The organism is Neobacillus niacini (assembly GCF_048572935.1).
GTDB classification, from domain to species: domain Bacteria; phylum Bacillota; class Bacilli; order Bacillales; family Cytobacillaceae; genus Neobacillus; species Neobacillus niacini.
The window spans coordinates 2,562,261-2,578,462 of sequence record NZ_CP183883.1 but is presented as its reverse complement, the minus strand read 5'-3'; the positions used below and the strand labels follow the sequence as shown (position 1 = coordinate 2,578,462).

Here is a 16,202-nt window from a genome sequence, read left to right as displayed (position 1 = left end):
AGTATATCATAAATCATTTCCTTGAGATTAGCGAAAAAAGCCCTGACTCCAATTAAGGAATCAGGGTGTATATTACCCAACATATGTTAACCGTTGTCCATTCTTGTAAACTTCATCGATAGTACCGCCGCCAAGACATTCATCACCATTGTAAAAAACAACCGCTTGTCCTGGGGTTACTGCTCGAATGGGTTCATCGAAGATTACTTTGACTTTATTGTTCTCCATAAGTTGTACCGTCACTTTATTATCTTCCTGACGATAACGGAATTTTGCAGTACATATAAATTCCGCTGGTTTTTCTTGATTGGATACCCAGCTTACATTATCAGCAATAATCGAGTCTGAATATAGTTTTTCATTATGGAAGCCTTGTCCAACGTAAAGGATATTCCTTTTTAGATCCTTACCAATTGCAAACCATGGCTCACCTGAACCGCCAATTCCTAAGCCATGACGCTGGCCAATAGTATGGTACATCAAACCTTCATGTTTTCCTTTAATCTCGCCATCCATTGTTTCCATGTTTCCTGGCTGAGCTGGAAGGTATTGACCTAGGAACTCTTTAAAGTTACGTTCACCAATAAAACAAATCCCAGTGCTGTCCTTTTTCGTCGCTGTTGCTAAATTTGCCTCTTTAGCAATTTCTCGCACTCTTGATTTCTCAAGATTTCCAATTGGAAACATAACCTTACTTAGCTGCTCTTGATTCAATTGATTTAAGAAATAAGTTTGGTCCTTATTTTCATCTTTACCACGGAGCATTTTGTATTCTCCGTCACGATATTCAACTTGAGCATAATGACCGGTTGCAAGATAATCCGCACCTAAGTTCACCGCATGCTCAAGAAAAGCTTTAAATTTAATTTCTTTATTACACATAACATCAGGGTTTGGTGTCCTGCCTGCCTTGTACTCATCAAGGAAGTACGTAAATACCTTGTCCCAATATTGTTTTTCGAAATTAACTGCGTAATATGGAATGCCGATTTGATTACAAACACGAATGACATCGTTGTAATCCTCTGTTGCAGTACAAAATCCAGTATCGTCGGTATCGTCCCAGTTTTTCATGAAGATTCCGATGACGTCATAACCTTGCTGTTTCAACAGCAAGGCGGCGACAGAGGAGTCAACACCTCCTGACATCCCCACTACCACTCGGATATCTTTTGGTTCTCTATTTTCCATATTCTCACCTCTCTTTATTTAAAATGTCATGCATTTATTTTTTCAGACGAAAAACAATTCTAGCAGTTTCATTAGCTGTTTTGATGATTTGGTCTTCTGTAGTGTTAAAACCAAAGCTGAAACGGATAGAATTGATCAACCGATCTGATTCTTTACCAAACATGGCAACCAGAACGTGTGAAGGTTCAATCGAACCTGCGGTGCAGGCAGAACCACTTGAAACAGCTATGCCAGCTAAATCAAGATTTACCAGCATCGCTTCTACATTCGTTCCTGGAAAGCTTAAGTTTAATACATGGGGCATTGATTTTTCAAGCAATCCGTTTATGGAAAACTCAATATTATGGGCAGCCAGCTTTTCAACCAATATTTTCTTAAATTCTTGATACTTTTCCCGTTTTACTAATCGTTCTTCGGTGGCGATTTTTACTGCTTCCTGAAATCCAACAATGGCTGCCACATTTTCCGTACCGGCTCGTCTTTTTCGTTCCTGCTCGCCGCCATAGGCACGAGGTGTCAATTTAACCTTGTCGCGCACATAGAGGAATCCAGTCCCTTTTGGACCGTTGATTTTGTGTGCAGAAACAGATAATAAATCTACATTCAGTTCCTCCACATTTATTTCTTCGATCCCATAGGCTTGGACAGCATCTGTGTGAAACAATGCCTGATGAGTTTGGAGAAGCTCACCAATTTCCTTTATAGGCTGAATGGTTCCCACTTCATTATTTCCGTACATGATGGAAACCAATATAGTATCGTCCCTTAATGCTCTACTGATTTCATTAAGTGAAATTACCCCTTTGTCATCTACTGGCAGGTAGGTGACCTCATATCCCATTTTCTCTAGTCTCTCACAGGCGTGCAATACGGCATGGTGTTCTATTTGAGTGGTAATAATGTGCTTCCCTAAATGCTGACTACTTTCAGCTGCACCAAATAATGCCATATTATCTGCTTCCGTGCCACCGCTTGTAAAAATAATCTCATTTTCCTTTGCGCCAATGCTCCTAGCCAACGTTTCTCGTGCCAAATCAATATAGTGCCTTGCTTCCCGTCCAAATGAATGAATGCTAGATGGATTACCAAAATTATTATTCATCACTTCCATCATTTTTTCAATCACCCTTGGGTGCATGGGAGTTGTCGCAGCATGGTCGAGATAGATTCTTTCCATCGTTCCACCTTCAATCAAAATAATTCTCTATTCTACTGTTAACATTAAATGTAAAACATATAACCGTCTGTTTCTGTATCATTGCTATGACTGGCTAAATCTTCTAACGTTGTATGGTCGAGTACGGATTTAATCGCGTCACGAATACGAATCCAAAGCTCCCGCTGTGCTGGCTCTTCATCCTCAATTCCTTCTACTAGTGTAATCGGTCCTTCGAGTACGCGAATGACATCACCAGCAGTAATTTTTGTCGGAGCGTCAGCTAGGATGTAACCTCCGTATGCACCGCGGATACTTTTTACTAATCCAGCATTTCTTAAAGGAGCGATAAGCTGTTCAAGATAATGTTCAGATAAGTTGTTTGCTTGGGCTATCGTTTTTAATGATGTTGGCCCTTCCCCTTGATTTTTAGCTAATTCAATCATAATCGTTAACCCGTAACGGCCTTTTGTAGAAATCCTCATTTATTTACACCTCTATTATTTTTAATTCATTATAAATACATAGTAATGTGATAGGCATTAGCAATTATATCATATTGTACTTTAATATGCTTTTCGACGAGAAAATGGTAGAGTTAAATGGTTATCATATATTTAGTTGGAGAGATGAAATATGCAGCAAAAGCCGCTGGCATTTCGAATGCGCCCTAGAACAATTGAAGATATCGTCGGACAGCAGCACCTAGTGGCAGATGATAAAATTATTGCCCGTATGGTAAAAGCTAAACAGCTGACATCCATGATTTTATATGGATCGCCAGGAATTGGTAAAACCTCGATTGCAAGTGCGATCGCTGGCAGTACAAAATATGCCTTCCGCACACTAAACGCCGTTACAAACAATAAAAAAGATATGGAAATCGTTGCGGCCGAGGCAAAAATGTCCGGAAAGGTAATTCTGCTGCTAGATGAAGTCCATCGACTCGATAAAGGAAAACAGGATTTCCTTTTACCTTTTTTAGAAAATGGCATGATTACATTAATCGGTGCCACAACAAGTAACCCCTATCACGCCATTAATCCAGCTATTCGCAGCCGCTGCCAAATTTTCGAACTCAAACCATTAACTCCCGATGAAATCAAACTTGCATTAATCCGTGCCCTCAAGGACGAAGAGCGTGGGTTCGGAAAGCTAAAGATTGATATTACCGAAGAGGCATTAACTCATTTTGCTTCTGCCTCAAATGGTGATGTCCGCAGTTCGTTAAATGCACTCGAACTTGCTGTTCTTTCGACCGACAAGGATGAGCAAGAAGTGATCCACATCGATACTAAAACGGCGGAAGAATGTATGCAAAAGAAAAGTTATGGCTCGGATAAAGACGGTGATGGTCATTATGATGTGCTTTCTGCGTTTCAAAAATCAATTCGCGGCAGTGATGTAAATGCGGCCCTGCATTATCTTGGAAGATTAATTGAATCTGGCGATCTTCAAAGTATTAGCAGAAGATTACTCGTAATCGCCTATGAAGATGTTGGTTTAGCCAGTCCACAAGCAGGTGCACGTACACTAGCTGCTATAGAAACTTCGGAGAGAATTGGTTTCCCTGAAGCTAGAATTCCGTTAGCTAACGCCGTTATAGAGTTATGTTTATCACCAAAATCCAACTCTGCGGTAATCGCAATCAGTGAAGCCATATCCGATATTCAAAAAGGAAACTTTGGTGAAATACCGGATCATTTGCGCGATGCTCACTATAAAGGGGCGCAAGAGTTAGGGAGAGGAATTGGATACTTATATCCTCATGATTATGAATCCGGCTGGGTACCTCAGCAATATCTGCCTAACAAATTAAAGTACAAGAAATACTATCAACCTAAGAGAACTGGTAAATTTGAACAGGCCCTAGCAGCAGTTTATGAAAAGCTTATCCGCAAAAAATAACCTCTGGATTGGAGGTTAACGGGTTTACTTACGTGGATTATGTTGATAGTTAAATTAAACGGAGATTTTCCGTTTGACTGCTGAATAGAGCTCGGTTAGGGGTAAAGAAGCGGAGATTTTCCGATTAAGTAAAGAATAATACCTCATTTTCACGTTTTTCGAGTCAATAGTCGGAATCTTTCCGCCTATTTAAGCTAATTTCCGTGCAATTCCCTAATTAAGGGAAATTTCTCCGCTTCTTTATCAAACTCGCTTTAGTGACTCATGACGTGTACACCTTGCGGGCGGAGTAAGTGAAAAAAGATAAAACAAAAAAGGCTTAGAGAATGAAAAAATATCTCTAAGCCTTTTGAATGTGAAAATATACTGTAAATGTGATTTACTATCTGATTAGATCTTGAATTAACGTTTTTTACACCCCACAAGTGAACCCGTTAACTAAATCCCCAGAGGTCTTCTTTTTAAGCAGCAACATCTCTCTTTTTAAAAACATAGAAAGCCAAGAATTGAAAAATCACGAAATAGATGATCAGCATAATGATAGAGAATGACATTGTCATCCCCTCAAGAAGCGGGGTTCCCTCGATATACTGCATTAAATTGGTGTTTGCAAATAAAATATATTTAGCCCAATCAAACTTCATTGACAATAGTGCCGTGAATTGTCCACCCGTAAACATTAAAAATAAAGATAACCCAATTGCCAAAGAGCTGTTTCGAAACACGGAAGAAAGCATAAATGCCATTGTGGTCAGCATAATCATATCAATCGAACCTAATCCATAGTAAATAATTAAGTGAACAATCATATTCTGTTCGGTGACTTTGCCATTAAAATAATTCAAATAAGGAAGTGCTTGTTCCGGCAGTCCAAAAAGAATGGCGCCAAGCAGGGCTGAAAAGCAAAATAAGATTCCTATCATCATCAAAGCAAATAATAGTACAGTTAAATACTTAGATAGTAAAATCTTACTTCGATTGATAGGGCGGATTAACAAGAGTTTAATCGTGCCCCAATTAAATTCACTTGCAACGATTCCTGCAGAAATCACAATGGTAAACAGCCCTGCTAATAAAATAAGCTCTGAATTATCTTTTACAAATGACCAGCCATTATATTTTTCCCTAAAAGGAATATCATGCTCTAACCTGTATTCATTGATAGCAATTTGTTTTTGATAATATTCTTGCTCCCTTTTAATAGAGCTGGATTCTAATTGTTTTTTCAATGCTTCATTTTCCTGTTGTAATACTGGCTTCCAATCCTCCGTCACATTCGGTTCCTCTTCAACCAGATTATATTTCATAAAGATTCCTGTGACCGAGATAATGACTACTAGAATACTCATCATTACATAGGTTCCTGGCCTTCTAAAAATCTTCATTATTTCATTACGGATTAAATTAATCATGTTCTATCGCTCCCTTATTTGCCGTCACTTCAAGGAAGCGGTCTTCCAATGTTTTTGATACTTCTTTTATTCCAAACACTTGAATATCCTCTTCAACGAACAGCTTAACCATAGCAGGTACATTTTCCTTTGGCAGCTCCAGCGTTATGCCATTTCGCGAAGAATTGACAGGGATATGGGTAAAGTTTGATTTCACGAGACTAAGTGCTCTTTCACTTGGAATCACCTCAAACTCAAAACTTGCACTGTTGCCATGTACAAACTCTTGTACCAATTGAACGTCAATTAGCTGCCCATTTTGAATAATCCCAATCCTGTCACACATCATTTCCATTTCAGAAAGGATATGACTTGAAACAATGACTGCCATATTTTTCTCCCTTGCGAGCAGACGGATATAATCGCGAATCTCTCTGATCCCTGCCGGATCTAGTCCGTTTGTCGGTTCATCTAAGATTAATACTTTTGGATCATGTAAAAGGCACTGTGCCAATCCCAATCTTTGCCGCATCCCAAGTGAGTAAGTTTTTACTTTATCATGAATTCTGTCTGATAATCCGACAAGTTTAACGGTCTCGTCGATTTTTTCCTTCGTAATTCCTGATACCATACGTGCATAGTGAAGTAGATTTTGGTAGCCGCTAAGAAACTTGTACATTTCGGGATTCTCAACGATCGCTCCGACATGTCTCACTGCGTCCTCAAAGTTTGTTTTTATACTTTTACCACCAATCATAATATCCCCAGATGTAATATCTATCAGACCGACTATCATTCGAATAGTTGTTGTTTTACCAGCTCCATTCGGTCCTAAAAATCCAAATACCTCACCTTTATGTACGTTGAAACTGATATTATCTATTATCGTTCTTCCTTTAATCACTTTGGTAACATCTTTAATGACTACGATTGATTCCAAGGATAATCCCCTCCTTCCATCAAGTTTACCGTATTATAGTGAAAATTTCCCATTTATTTAAAAAAATAACCCCGAACTTTGAGGTTCAGGGCTTACAACTATTTTTCGTCCGCTACACGTGTAATTTTAATATCTGCAAGTAATTGCCTTACTACATAGCTTGCCATTATTAATCCGCAAGCAGATGGAACGAAGGCGTTAGAGGATGGAGGCATTTGTGCTTTTCGAATTGGCGCGTTCGCATTCCCAACCTCTTTCTTGACATCTTCACGAATGACAATCGGGCTTTCATCAGAAAAGACCACTGGGATGCCTTTGTGAATTCTTTCTTTACGAAGCTTTGTACGAATGACTTTCGCAATTGGATCCGTGTGTGTTTTTGAAATATCTGCAATTTTAAAGCGTGTTGGGTCCATTTTGTTGGCTGCACCCATACTTGAGATAATCGGGATATTTCTTTTTAGACATTCTTTCATAAGATGAATTTTATAAATAATCGTATCAGAAGCGTCGACGACAAAGTCCAAGCCATGGCTAAAGAATTCCTCATACGTCTCCTCTGTATAAAACATTTTCAAGGCGATAACTTCACAATCAGGATTAATGTCTTTAATCCGTTCTTTCATGAGTTCAGCTTTAGGTTGTCCAACCGTTGATAAAAGTGCGATGAGCTGACGATTTACATTCGTAATATCCACAGTGTCTTTATCGACTAATATCAAACGACCAACGCCAGATCGTGCGAGCGCTTCAGCAGCAAAAGAGCCCACACCGCCAATACCTAGTACAGCTACTGTTGAGTTTTTCATGATATCAAGGCCTTCTTTGCCTATGGCAAGTTCATTACGAGAAAATTGATGCAGCATGTGGTTCCTCCAAAAAATTAAATTCGACTTATTTATATCTTTTACCCTAAAAAAATATAACATACTCCCCTATAAATTCAAGTATATCAATAGGGATTATTAGATAAACAGAAAAAATAAAAATAGCCCCCTGCTTATGCAGGAGACTATTTTTATAAGGGTCCCAATGGTGCCGTCGCGCTTGGTTCCTTCTTTTGATCCCGCCACTCTCGCAGGTGGGTGTCTTGTTCCAAGTTTTTGTAAGTCCCTTTAACCGTATAGGTTGAGGCTTTTACGCAGCTTGAAAACCCAGACTCCCGAAGAAATAATGTTGGTCAAAAGTTAGGTAATACAACGTACATTTCAGGACACTTATTTGATTGACTTAATAATATCATAAAGTTTTTAACCATTCAAGGTTTTATGAAAGCGTTTTACTCACTTTTATTAGTAACATTTAGTGACAAATGAAGTTCTTTTAATTGAGCTTCAGAAACCGCACCAGGTGCATTAGTCAACAGGTCGCTTGCACTAGCGGTTTTTGGAAAAGCAATGGTATCACGCAGGTTAGAACTGCCTGCAAGCAGCATGACCAAACGGTCTAATCCAAGAGCAATTCCACCATGCGGCGGTGTACCATACTCGAAAGCGTTCATTAAGAAACCGAATTGCTCTTGCGCTTCTTCAGGTGTGAATCCAAGAACAGTAAACATTTTTTCTTGTACAGAACGTTCAAATATTCTCAAACTACCGCCACCAAGCTCATAACCATTTAATACAAGGTCATATGCTTGTGCTCTTACTCTAGCAGGATCTGTTTCTAAATATGGCAGATCTTCTCTAACCGGCATAGTGAATGGGTGATGGGCAGCATAATAACGGCCTTCTTCTTCACCATATTCAAGCAACGGCCAATCTGTAATCCATAAGAAATTGAACTTGCTTTGATCGATTAAACCTAATTCTTTACCAAGCTTTAAACGTAGTGCACCCAGGGCATCCGCAACCACATTATTCTTGTCTGCGACAAATAGAAGAAGGTCTCCTTCATTCGCATCTAAAACTGTTCTTAAAGCATTAGAATCTTCCTCAGCAAAGAACTTAGCAATTGGACCTTTTAATCCTTCTGCGTCTACCTTCAGCCACGCAAGACCTTTTGCTCCATAAACTCCCACAAATTCTGTTAGAGCATCAATATCTTTACGAGAATATTTTTCAGCAGCACCTTTTACGTTAATACCCTTTACTTGACCACCATTTGCAACCGCAGCAGCAAAGACCTTAAAACCTGATTCCTTAACTACTTCAGAAAGATCGACCAGCTCAAGTCCAAAACGAGTATCAGGCTTATCCGATCCAAATCGGCTCATTGCCTCATCATATGTCATTCGTGGAAATGGAGTAGTAATATCAAGTCCTTTTACTTCCTTCATCAGCCCTGTCATCATTTTTTCCATTAAGCTTAAGATATCCTCTTGACCAAGAAAACTAGTTTCAATATCAATTTGAGTAAACTCAGGCTGACGGTCCGCTCGCAAATCCTCGTCACGGAAACAGCGGGCAATTTGGTAGTAACGTTCAATTCCACCGAGCATTAACAACTGCTTGAACAACTGTGGTGATTGTGGAAGTGCATAGAACTCACCTGGATGAACACGGCTCGGTACAAGATAGTCACGAGCTCCTTCTGGTGTGCTTTTTGTTAAGATTGGTGTTTCAATATCTAAAAATCCTTCTGAATCAAGAAAATCTCTGATTTGCTTTGTAACTTGATGACGCATCTTTAATGTTTCAAAAATCACCGGACGACGGAAATCTAAATAACGATATTTCAGGCGCACATCTTCGGATGCGTCTGTTTTATCAGAAATCGTAAATGGCGGTGTTTTAGCTTCGTTAATGATGGTTACATTTTCAGCTTGAACTTCAATCTTCCCGGTTTTTAAATTAGGATTTATCGTTCCAGCCTCACGGCTAATGACCGTTCCTTGAATATCCAGCACATACTCGCTGCGAATCTTCTCAGCCGTTTCTAATGCTTCTTTCGATACATCCGGATTGAATACAACTTGGACAATACCTGACCGGTCGCGCAGATCAATAAAAATTAATCCACCCAAGTCCCGGCGTTTTGATACCCAGCCTTTAAGTGTTACTTTTTCACCAATGGCTGACTCTGGTACATCGCCACAAAAATACGTTCTCCCATACATAAAATATCCTCTCCTCTTATCTCTTAAGTTCTTGGAAATACTCTACAAATTGTGTTAATTCTATTTCCTTTTGCTCGCCTGTAGCCATATTTTTTAGATTAATTTTATTATTAGTGAGTTCATCATCACCGAGAACGGCAACATATTTTGCATTCAATCGGTCAGCTGCTTTAAATTGTGCTTTAATTTTTCGGTTCAAATAATCACGCTCTGCAGATACACCTGCGAGTCGGAGTTTCTGAAGCAGTCCTACTGTATAATCTTTTGCTTGATCACCCAGCGCAGCAAGATAACAATCAATGCCTTGATTAATCTCCAGCTCGATTGCTTCCGCATTGAGTGCTGCTATGAAGCGTTCAATACTCATAGCAAATCCTATTCCCGGAGTTTCAGGACCGCCGATTTCTTCAGCTAAACCGTTGTATCGGCCGCCTCCGCATAATGTCGTAATCGCCCCAAAACCTTCCGCATCACTCATAATTTCAAATGCTGTGTGATTATAATAATCCAAACCGCGCACTAGATTCGGATCTACAACAAATTCAATCTCTAGCTGTGTTAAATACTGCTGTAGTTTTTCGAAATAAGCTTTAGAATCATCATTTAGATAATCTATAATAGATGGCGCAGTTTTCATTAATTCGTGATTGTGATCCTGCTTGCAATCGAGGATTCTCAATGGATTTTTTTCAAGCCGGCTTTGACAATCCTGGCAAAACTCTCCGATTCTTGGCTGAAAATGATTAATTAACGCATTTCGGTGAGCAGTTCTGCTCTCCTTATCTCCAAGACTATTGATCACAAGCCTTAGCTTTTTTAAGCCCATTTCTTTGTACAAGTTCATTGCAAGTGAAATAACTTCTGCGTCAATTGCAGGGTCATTACTGCCCAATGCTTCAATACCAAATTGAACAAATTGACGGAAGCGACCTGCTTGCGGGCGTTCGTATCGGAACATCGGTCCCATGTAATAAAGCTTAACCGGTTGATTTGGATAACCAAACATCTTTTTCTCAACAAACGACCTTACTACAGCAGCAGTACCTTCTGGTCTTAGTGTGAGGCTTCGGCCTCCACGATCATCGAATGTGTACATCTCTTTCTGGACAATATCAGTGGTATCACCGACACCACGAGAAAATAGGTCCGTATGTTCAAAGATTGGAGTCCGGATTTCTTGATATTGATATTTCTCACAAAGCTCTCTCGCTTTTGCTTCAATCAGCTGCCATTTTTCTACTTCTCCAGGCAGAATGTCCTGTGTGCCTCTTGGAATGCTAATCGACATAGCTGAATTCCTCCTTACCATAACTTTTTATGTAAAAAAATTTTCTATAAAAAACAAAAAACTCCCGTCCCTTGTATAAATACAAGGGACGGGAGTTAGATTCCCGCGGTGCCACCCTAGTTGAAGGCATTAATTTCATGCACTTCCTCTTTTACAGTTAACGCCTGCTTACGTTCTGCTCCTAATAAAGTTGGAAATAAGTTTTCCAACAGAGGCGGAATTATTCCGACTACCGTTACCTTTTTCAGAGAGAAGCCTACGGAGTGTTCATTCATTAAGAATCATGTAGAAATGCTTTCAGCCCAGGGCATTTCCTCTCTTTTCATGTTTGGCCTTAATTACTATGCTCCATCATTGGTTATCCATGTGTATTTTATTTATATAATATTACGGAGCATTCAATCCAATGTCAAGAAGGATTTAGGATCTTTCGAGATGTTTTTTCAACTTTCTAACATCGCCGATTGTCAGTCCAAATTCGGAGGCAAGCTCAAACGTCGTATTATGCTGCTCACTTTGTATAAAATCATGAAAATCTACACCAAATAGCCTGCTGTCCATGGATTGAATGCTATTTGTTTTATCGCTCGATCTCATCACCCATCACCTCATATCTTCACTATAGTTCTTATTATTTCCATCCTTCGTAAAAACTTACATGTCATAGAAAATTTCAAAATAGTAGATATTTAACAATTAAGGAATGATTTCCATGCCCTTTTACGCTAAAATGAAAGATATCGTGAAGGGAGAGAGTGGATGATAAAGAGATTTATTCTTTTGTTAGTCTGTTTCACGGTAGTCTTCGGAGTATTCCTTCCGCAAGATATAGGTTTGGCAGCAAATGGAACAGTTACTATAGCTGAAAATACAGTTAATGTCCGTAATGGTCCAAGCCTAAGCTACCAGCTTGTGAAACAAGTAAAAAAGGGAGAAAAATTCACTATTATTAAAGAGCAAGGCGATTGGATTCAAATTCAACTTTCCGCTGCGAAAACGGGCTGGGTTGCCAACTGGGTTATTACTAAAACAACAAATGGAACCACCACAACTGGTTCTGGCAGCTCAAATAAAAAGAGTGCAGAGGCGAATACCGATCAATTACGTGTGCGTTCTGGTCCAGGAACAAATTTTCGTATCATTGGATATTTAAATAAAGGACAAGCTGTCAGTGTGACGGATGATAATGAAAACTGGGTAAAAATAGCAGCTGGTTTTGAGGAAGGCTGGGTTGCACGAGAATATCTAGATTTTAATAATAAATCTACTACTACTTCCAAAGAAGAAAATAACAAAAAATCGATTGATACTGGTTTTGTTACAGATACTTTAAATGTTCGCAATGAACCTTCTACTACAGGAAGTATTATCGGGAAACTCGCAAAAGGGACTTCTATTAGTATTTATTCAAAGAAGAATAATTGGATTGAAATTAAATACTCCAACCAAAGTGCTTGGATTAGTGCTGATTATGTTCAAATGGGAACTGAAAATCAGCAAACAAATCCTGTTAATGGAACAATTGGGACTGTAACCGCTAGTAATCTAAGTGTTCGCAGCGATTCTTCCTTAAATTCAGCCATTGTTGGTTCCATTACAAAAGGGCAGAAGTTTACCATTTTAGATGAAAAGAATAATTGGTTTAAAATCGAATATACACCTGGAAACTTCGGCTGGGCAGCAGGCTGGTATTTCAACAAAGATAAAGCAACTACCCCCGAGCTTGCTAAAGACAGCAAAGTTACCATACTACATAACGGAACAAATATAAGGAAGGATCCTACCGTTCAATCAAACGTACTTCTACGAGCTAACGAGGGAGAGTCCTTTCAAATAAGCAGTGTTAAGAATGATTGGTACGAGATTACATTGCCAAACGGAACAAAAGGGTTTATTGCTGGATGGCTCGTAACCACCAATGGAACTGGACCCGGGATTAATAAACAAGGGGCAGAAGCTTATTTAAGATCCAAGACCATTGTGATTGACCCTGGGCATGGTGGTATTGATAATGGGGCTACCGGTGCAGGTGGTACTCTTGAAAAAGAATTAACACTGCGTACGGCTTACCTATTATCTGACAAGTTAAAAGCAGCTGGAGCTAATGTTTTTCTTACAAGAAGCAGTGATTCTTTTCTCCCGCTTCCCTCAAGGGTGAGATTAGCAAGTGTTCATCAGTCAGATGCGTTTATCAGCTTACATTATGATAGTAACCTAAACCGAAGTGTCCGCGGGATGACAGGTTTTTACTATCATTCCTATCAAAAAAAGCTCGCTGAATATGTATATAACTCTACGAATGCACAAACAAGGTTAAAAAGCCGCGGTGTCCGTACCGGTGATTTCCATGTTGTTCGTGAAAATCAAAGGCAGGCAGTGCTGATGGAGTTAGGCTACCTAAGTAATTCAGCGGAAGAAATGACCCTAACATCAGGGCAATTCCAAGAGAATGCAGCAACTGGTATATATAATGGTCTAGCACGGTATTTTAAAGACAAATGAGAAAAGCTGCAGCGCCTTGAACAGGCGCTGCAGCTAGACATAAAAAAATGCTTGGCAGCTATAAAAGTGCCAAGCATTTTTTAACTTTTACTCTCAACAATTAGAGTGACGGGACCATCATTGATTAATTCAACATCCATCATCGCCCCAAAGATACCCGTTTCAACCTTGATACCTTTTTCACGTAATAAACCATTGAATGTTTCATAAAGAGGGTTTGCCTGTTCTGGTCTCGCCGCTTCCATAAAATTGGGTCTCCTGCCTTTACGGCAATCACCATACAAAGTAAATTGAGATACAGAAAGAATTTCACCGCCAACCTCTAATAAGGATAAATTCATCTTTCCGGCGTCATCCTCAAATATCCTTAGGTTTGCAATTTTATCTGCTAGAAAGGCTGCGTCTTCTTCTGTATCCTGATGTGTTACTCCTACAAGAAGGACAAGACCTTTAGAAATTTGTCCCGTTATCTCTCCGTTAACTGTTACCTTTGCATTCTTACTGCGCTGTACAACTACTCGCATTTTTTTGTAAACTCCTAATTCATAATCCGGCGAACCGAATAAATATCTGGTATCTGTTTAATCCGGTCAACAACTTTTTGCAAATGGCTGACATTGTGAATAGCAATAGACATAATGATCGTCGCCATTTTATTGCGATCAGACCGGCCAGAAACCGCTGAAATATTTGTTTTCGTTTCATTTACTGCTTGCAGAACCTCATTAAGTAACCCACGGCGGTCATAACCACTAATCTCGATATCCACATTATATTCTTTGCGGTCATTTAATGAGGACTCCCATTCTACTGGTATTAACCTGGTTTGCGCGTCATTTGAGTCGATATTTGTACAATCGGCACGATGAACAGAAACACCGCGTCCTTTTGTGATAAATCCAACAATTTCGTCACCCGGAACAGGATTACAGCAGCGTGATAAACGGATTAATAAATTATCAATTCCGGCAACGCGAACACCGGACTCCCGCTTTTTCGTAGAAGGGAATGCTTTCATATCAGAAATAGCATTTGTAATCGTCGCAGATTGCTCCTGATCCCGTTTTTTACGCCATTTTTCGGTTAAACGATTCGCGACCTGCAGTGCAGTTACACCATTATAGCCGACCGCTGCATACATATCGTCTTCATTGGCAAAATTAAACTTTTCGGCTACCTTTTTCAAATTATCAGCGGTTAGAATTTCTTTTAAATCAAATTCCATGGCACGGATTTCTTTTTCTACAAGCTCTTTGCCTTTGTCGACATTTTCATCCCGGCGCTGCTTCTTAAAAAAGGCACGTATTTTGTTCTTTGCCTGTGAAGTTTGTGCAAGTTTTAACCAGTCTTGACTTGGTCCATAAGAATGCTTAGAGGTGAGAATTTCAATAATATCACCCGTCTTAAGTCGATAATCAAGTGTGACCATTTTACCGTTCACTTTAGCCCCTATTGTTTTATTCCCAATTTCAGAGTGAATACGGTAAGCAAAATCAATAGGTACCGAACCGGACGGCAATTCAATTACATCTCCTTTTGGTGTAAACACAAAAACCATATCAGAGAACAAATCAATTTTTAATGACTCCATAAACTCTTCAGCATTGGCAGTGTCATTTTGAAACTCAAGGATTTCCCTAAACCAAGTTAATTTTTGTTCGTAAGAGGTTGTATCACTAAGCGCTTTGCCTTCTTTATACGCCCAGTGAGCGGCAATACCGAATTCTGCTATTCTGTGCATTTCAGACGTTCGAATCTGAACCTCCAGAGGATCACCCTTAGGACCAATCACAGTGGTATGAAGAGATTGGTACATATTCGGCTTCGGCATGGCGATATAATCCTTAAATCTTCCAGGCATAGGCTTCCAGCATGTATGGATGATTCCTAGGACAGCATAGCAGTCCTTGATACTATTAACTACTATTCGAACGGCAAGTAAATCATAGATTTCACTAAACTGTTTATTTTGCTGCACCATTTTGCGGTATATGCTATAGATATGCTTTGGTCTTCCAGAAAGCTCTGCATTAATGGACACTTCATTCATTCTACTGCGAACCTCGTCCATGACATCGACTAAGTATTGTTCCCGTTCTGCACGCTTCTTTTTCATCAGGTTAACAATACGGTAATATTGCTGTGGGTTTAAGTATCTTAATGCAGTGTCTTCCAGCTCCCACTTAATCTTAGAAATTCCAAGACGATGGGCCAAAGGTGCAAAGATTTCAAGTGTTTCATTTGAAATCCGGCGCTGCTTCTCAACAGGAAGGTGCTTAAGCGTCCTCATATTATGCAAACGATCAGCAAGCTTAATCAAAATTACGCGGATATCCTGAGCCATAGCCACAAACATTTTCCTGTGGTTCTCGGCCTGCTGTTCCTCGTGTGATTTATATTTAATTTTTCCTAATTTCGTAACCCCGTCGACAAGCATGGCCACTTCGTCATTAAATTCCGTCTCGATGTCCTTTAAGGTAACATCTGTATCTTCAACAACGTCATGGAGGAAACCAGCGGCAACCGTTTCAGGATCCATCTCCAAATCCGCCAGTATACCAGCAACTTGAATAGGATGAATAATATAAGGCTCCCCTGATTTTCTATATTGTTCACGATGAGAATGTTTTGCGAATTCGTAGGCTCTCTTTACAAATTCACAATGCTCTTCGTTCAAATAGATTCTCGTCTTGTCGATGACTTGTTCGGCGGTTAACACTTGATCGTTCGCCATAAAAATCACCTTATTTTTCGTCTCATTTTTTTAT

General features: G+C 39.5%; 13 protein-coding genes, 1 other RNA gene and 1 other annotated feature. Of the genes, 2 read left to right on the top strand and 12 right to left on the bottom strand.

Going from position 1 to position 16,202, the window contains the following annotated elements; genetic code table 11:
* Nucleotides 1-72: 72 nt before the first annotated feature.
* Genes mnmA through cymR form a run of 3 tightly spaced genes read right to left on the bottom strand, consistent with a single transcriptional unit; the run spans nt 73 to nt 2,832 of the window.
* Nucleotides 73-1,191, bottom strand: coding sequence for a tRNA 2-thiouridine(34) synthase MnmA (gene mnmA, locus ACN6MT_RS12385; protein WP_419956076.1), 1,119 nt, complete (start codon nt 1,189-1,191; stop codon nt 73-75).
* Between the two features lie 34 nt (nt 1,192-1,225).
* Nucleotides 1,226-2,368 carry a cysteine desulfurase family protein gene (locus ACN6MT_RS12380; RefSeq protein WP_419956075.1) on the bottom strand — a complete coding sequence of 381 codons (1,143 nt, stop codon included), beginning with the start codon at nt 2,366-2,368 and terminating at the stop codon, nt 1,226-1,228.
* 44 nt (nt 2,369-2,412) lie between these two features.
* A complete protein-coding gene (cymR, locus tag ACN6MT_RS12375) occupies nt 2,413-2,832 on the bottom strand; it encodes a cysteine metabolism transcriptional regulator CymR (RefSeq protein ID WP_063251393.1) in 420 nt (139 codons plus the stop codon).
* A 151-nt stretch (nt 2,833-2,983) separates the two neighbouring features.
* Here cymR and ACN6MT_RS12370 point away from each other — a divergent pair, with 151 nt between their 5' ends.
* A complete protein-coding gene (locus ACN6MT_RS12370) occupies nt 2,984-4,255 on the top strand; it encodes a replication-associated recombination protein A (RefSeq protein WP_419956074.1) in 1,272 nt (423 codons plus the stop codon).
* 461 nt (nt 4,256-4,716) lie between these two features.
* Here the strand turns inward: ACN6MT_RS12370 and ACN6MT_RS12365 are convergent, their stop codons facing one another.
* The 7 genes from ACN6MT_RS12365 to ACN6MT_RS12335 form a co-directional block, all read right to left on the bottom strand.
* A complete protein-coding gene (locus tag ACN6MT_RS12365; RefSeq protein WP_419956073.1) occupies nt 4,717-5,667 on the bottom strand; it encodes an ABC transporter permease in 951 nt (316 codons plus the stop codon).
* Nucleotides 5,660-6,586 (bottom strand): ABC transporter ATP-binding protein, encoded by a 927-nt coding sequence (locus tag ACN6MT_RS12360; protein WP_419956072.1) that lies wholly within the window; start codon nt 6,584-6,586, stop codon nt 5,660-5,662. The genes ACN6MT_RS12365 and ACN6MT_RS12360 overlap by 8 nt, the downstream gene beginning before the upstream one ends.
* A 98-nt stretch (nt 6,587-6,684) precedes the next feature.
* On the bottom strand, nt 6,685-7,452 hold the full coding sequence (locus tag ACN6MT_RS12355; RefSeq protein WP_063255356.1) for a tRNA threonylcarbamoyladenosine dehydratase: 768 nt from the start codon (nt 7,450-7,452) through the stop codon (nt 6,685-6,687).
* A gap of 156 nt (nt 7,453-7,608) precedes the next feature.
* Nucleotides 7,609-7,804: non-coding RNA, 6S RNA (gene ssrS / locus ACN6MT_RS12350), on the bottom strand.
* A gap of 61 nt (nt 7,805-7,865) precedes the next feature.
* Nucleotides 7,866-9,644, bottom strand: a complete 1,779-nt coding sequence (gene aspS, locus ACN6MT_RS12345) for an aspartate--tRNA ligase (protein WP_419956071.1) — start codon at nt 9,642-9,644, stop codon at nt 7,866-7,868.
* A gap of 16 nt (nt 9,645-9,660) precedes the next feature.
* Nucleotides 9,661-10,932: a histidine--tRNA ligase gene (gene hisS / locus ACN6MT_RS12340; protein ID WP_419956070.1), complete on the bottom strand. Its 1,272-nt coding sequence runs from the start codon at nt 10,930-10,932 to the stop codon at nt 9,661-9,663.
* Nucleotides 10,933-11,013: 81 nt separating this feature from the next.
* Nucleotides 11,014-11,296, bottom strand: a binding site (T-box leader).
* A 56-nt stretch (nt 11,297-11,352) separates the two neighbouring features.
* On the bottom strand, nt 11,353-11,529 hold the full coding sequence (locus tag ACN6MT_RS12335) for a hypothetical protein (RefSeq protein WP_034672610.1): 177 nt from the start codon (nt 11,527-11,529) through the stop codon (nt 11,353-11,355).
* Between the two features lie 162 nt (nt 11,530-11,691).
* Here ACN6MT_RS12335 and ACN6MT_RS12330 point away from each other — a divergent pair, with 162 nt between their 5' ends.
* On the top strand, nt 11,692-13,434 hold the full coding sequence (locus tag ACN6MT_RS12330) for an SH3 domain-containing protein (protein ID WP_419956069.1): 1,743 nt from the start codon (nt 11,692-11,694) through the stop codon (nt 13,432-13,434).
* Between the two features lie 80 nt (nt 13,435-13,514).
* Here ACN6MT_RS12330 and dtd read toward each other — a convergent pair whose 3' ends face one another.
* Together dtd and ACN6MT_RS12320 are read right to left on the bottom strand one after the other, a co-directional pair.
* Nucleotides 13,515-13,958 carry a D-aminoacyl-tRNA deacylase gene (gene dtd / locus ACN6MT_RS12325; protein ID WP_419956068.1) on the bottom strand — a complete coding sequence of 148 codons (444 nt, stop codon included), beginning with the start codon at nt 13,956-13,958 and terminating at the stop codon, nt 13,515-13,517.
* A gap of 14 nt (nt 13,959-13,972) precedes the next feature.
* On the bottom strand, nt 13,973-16,168 hold the full coding sequence (locus ACN6MT_RS12320; RefSeq protein WP_034672615.1) for a RelA/SpoT family protein: 2,196 nt from the start codon (nt 16,166-16,168) through the stop codon (nt 13,973-13,975).
* Nucleotides 16,169-16,202: the final 34 nt, after the last annotated feature.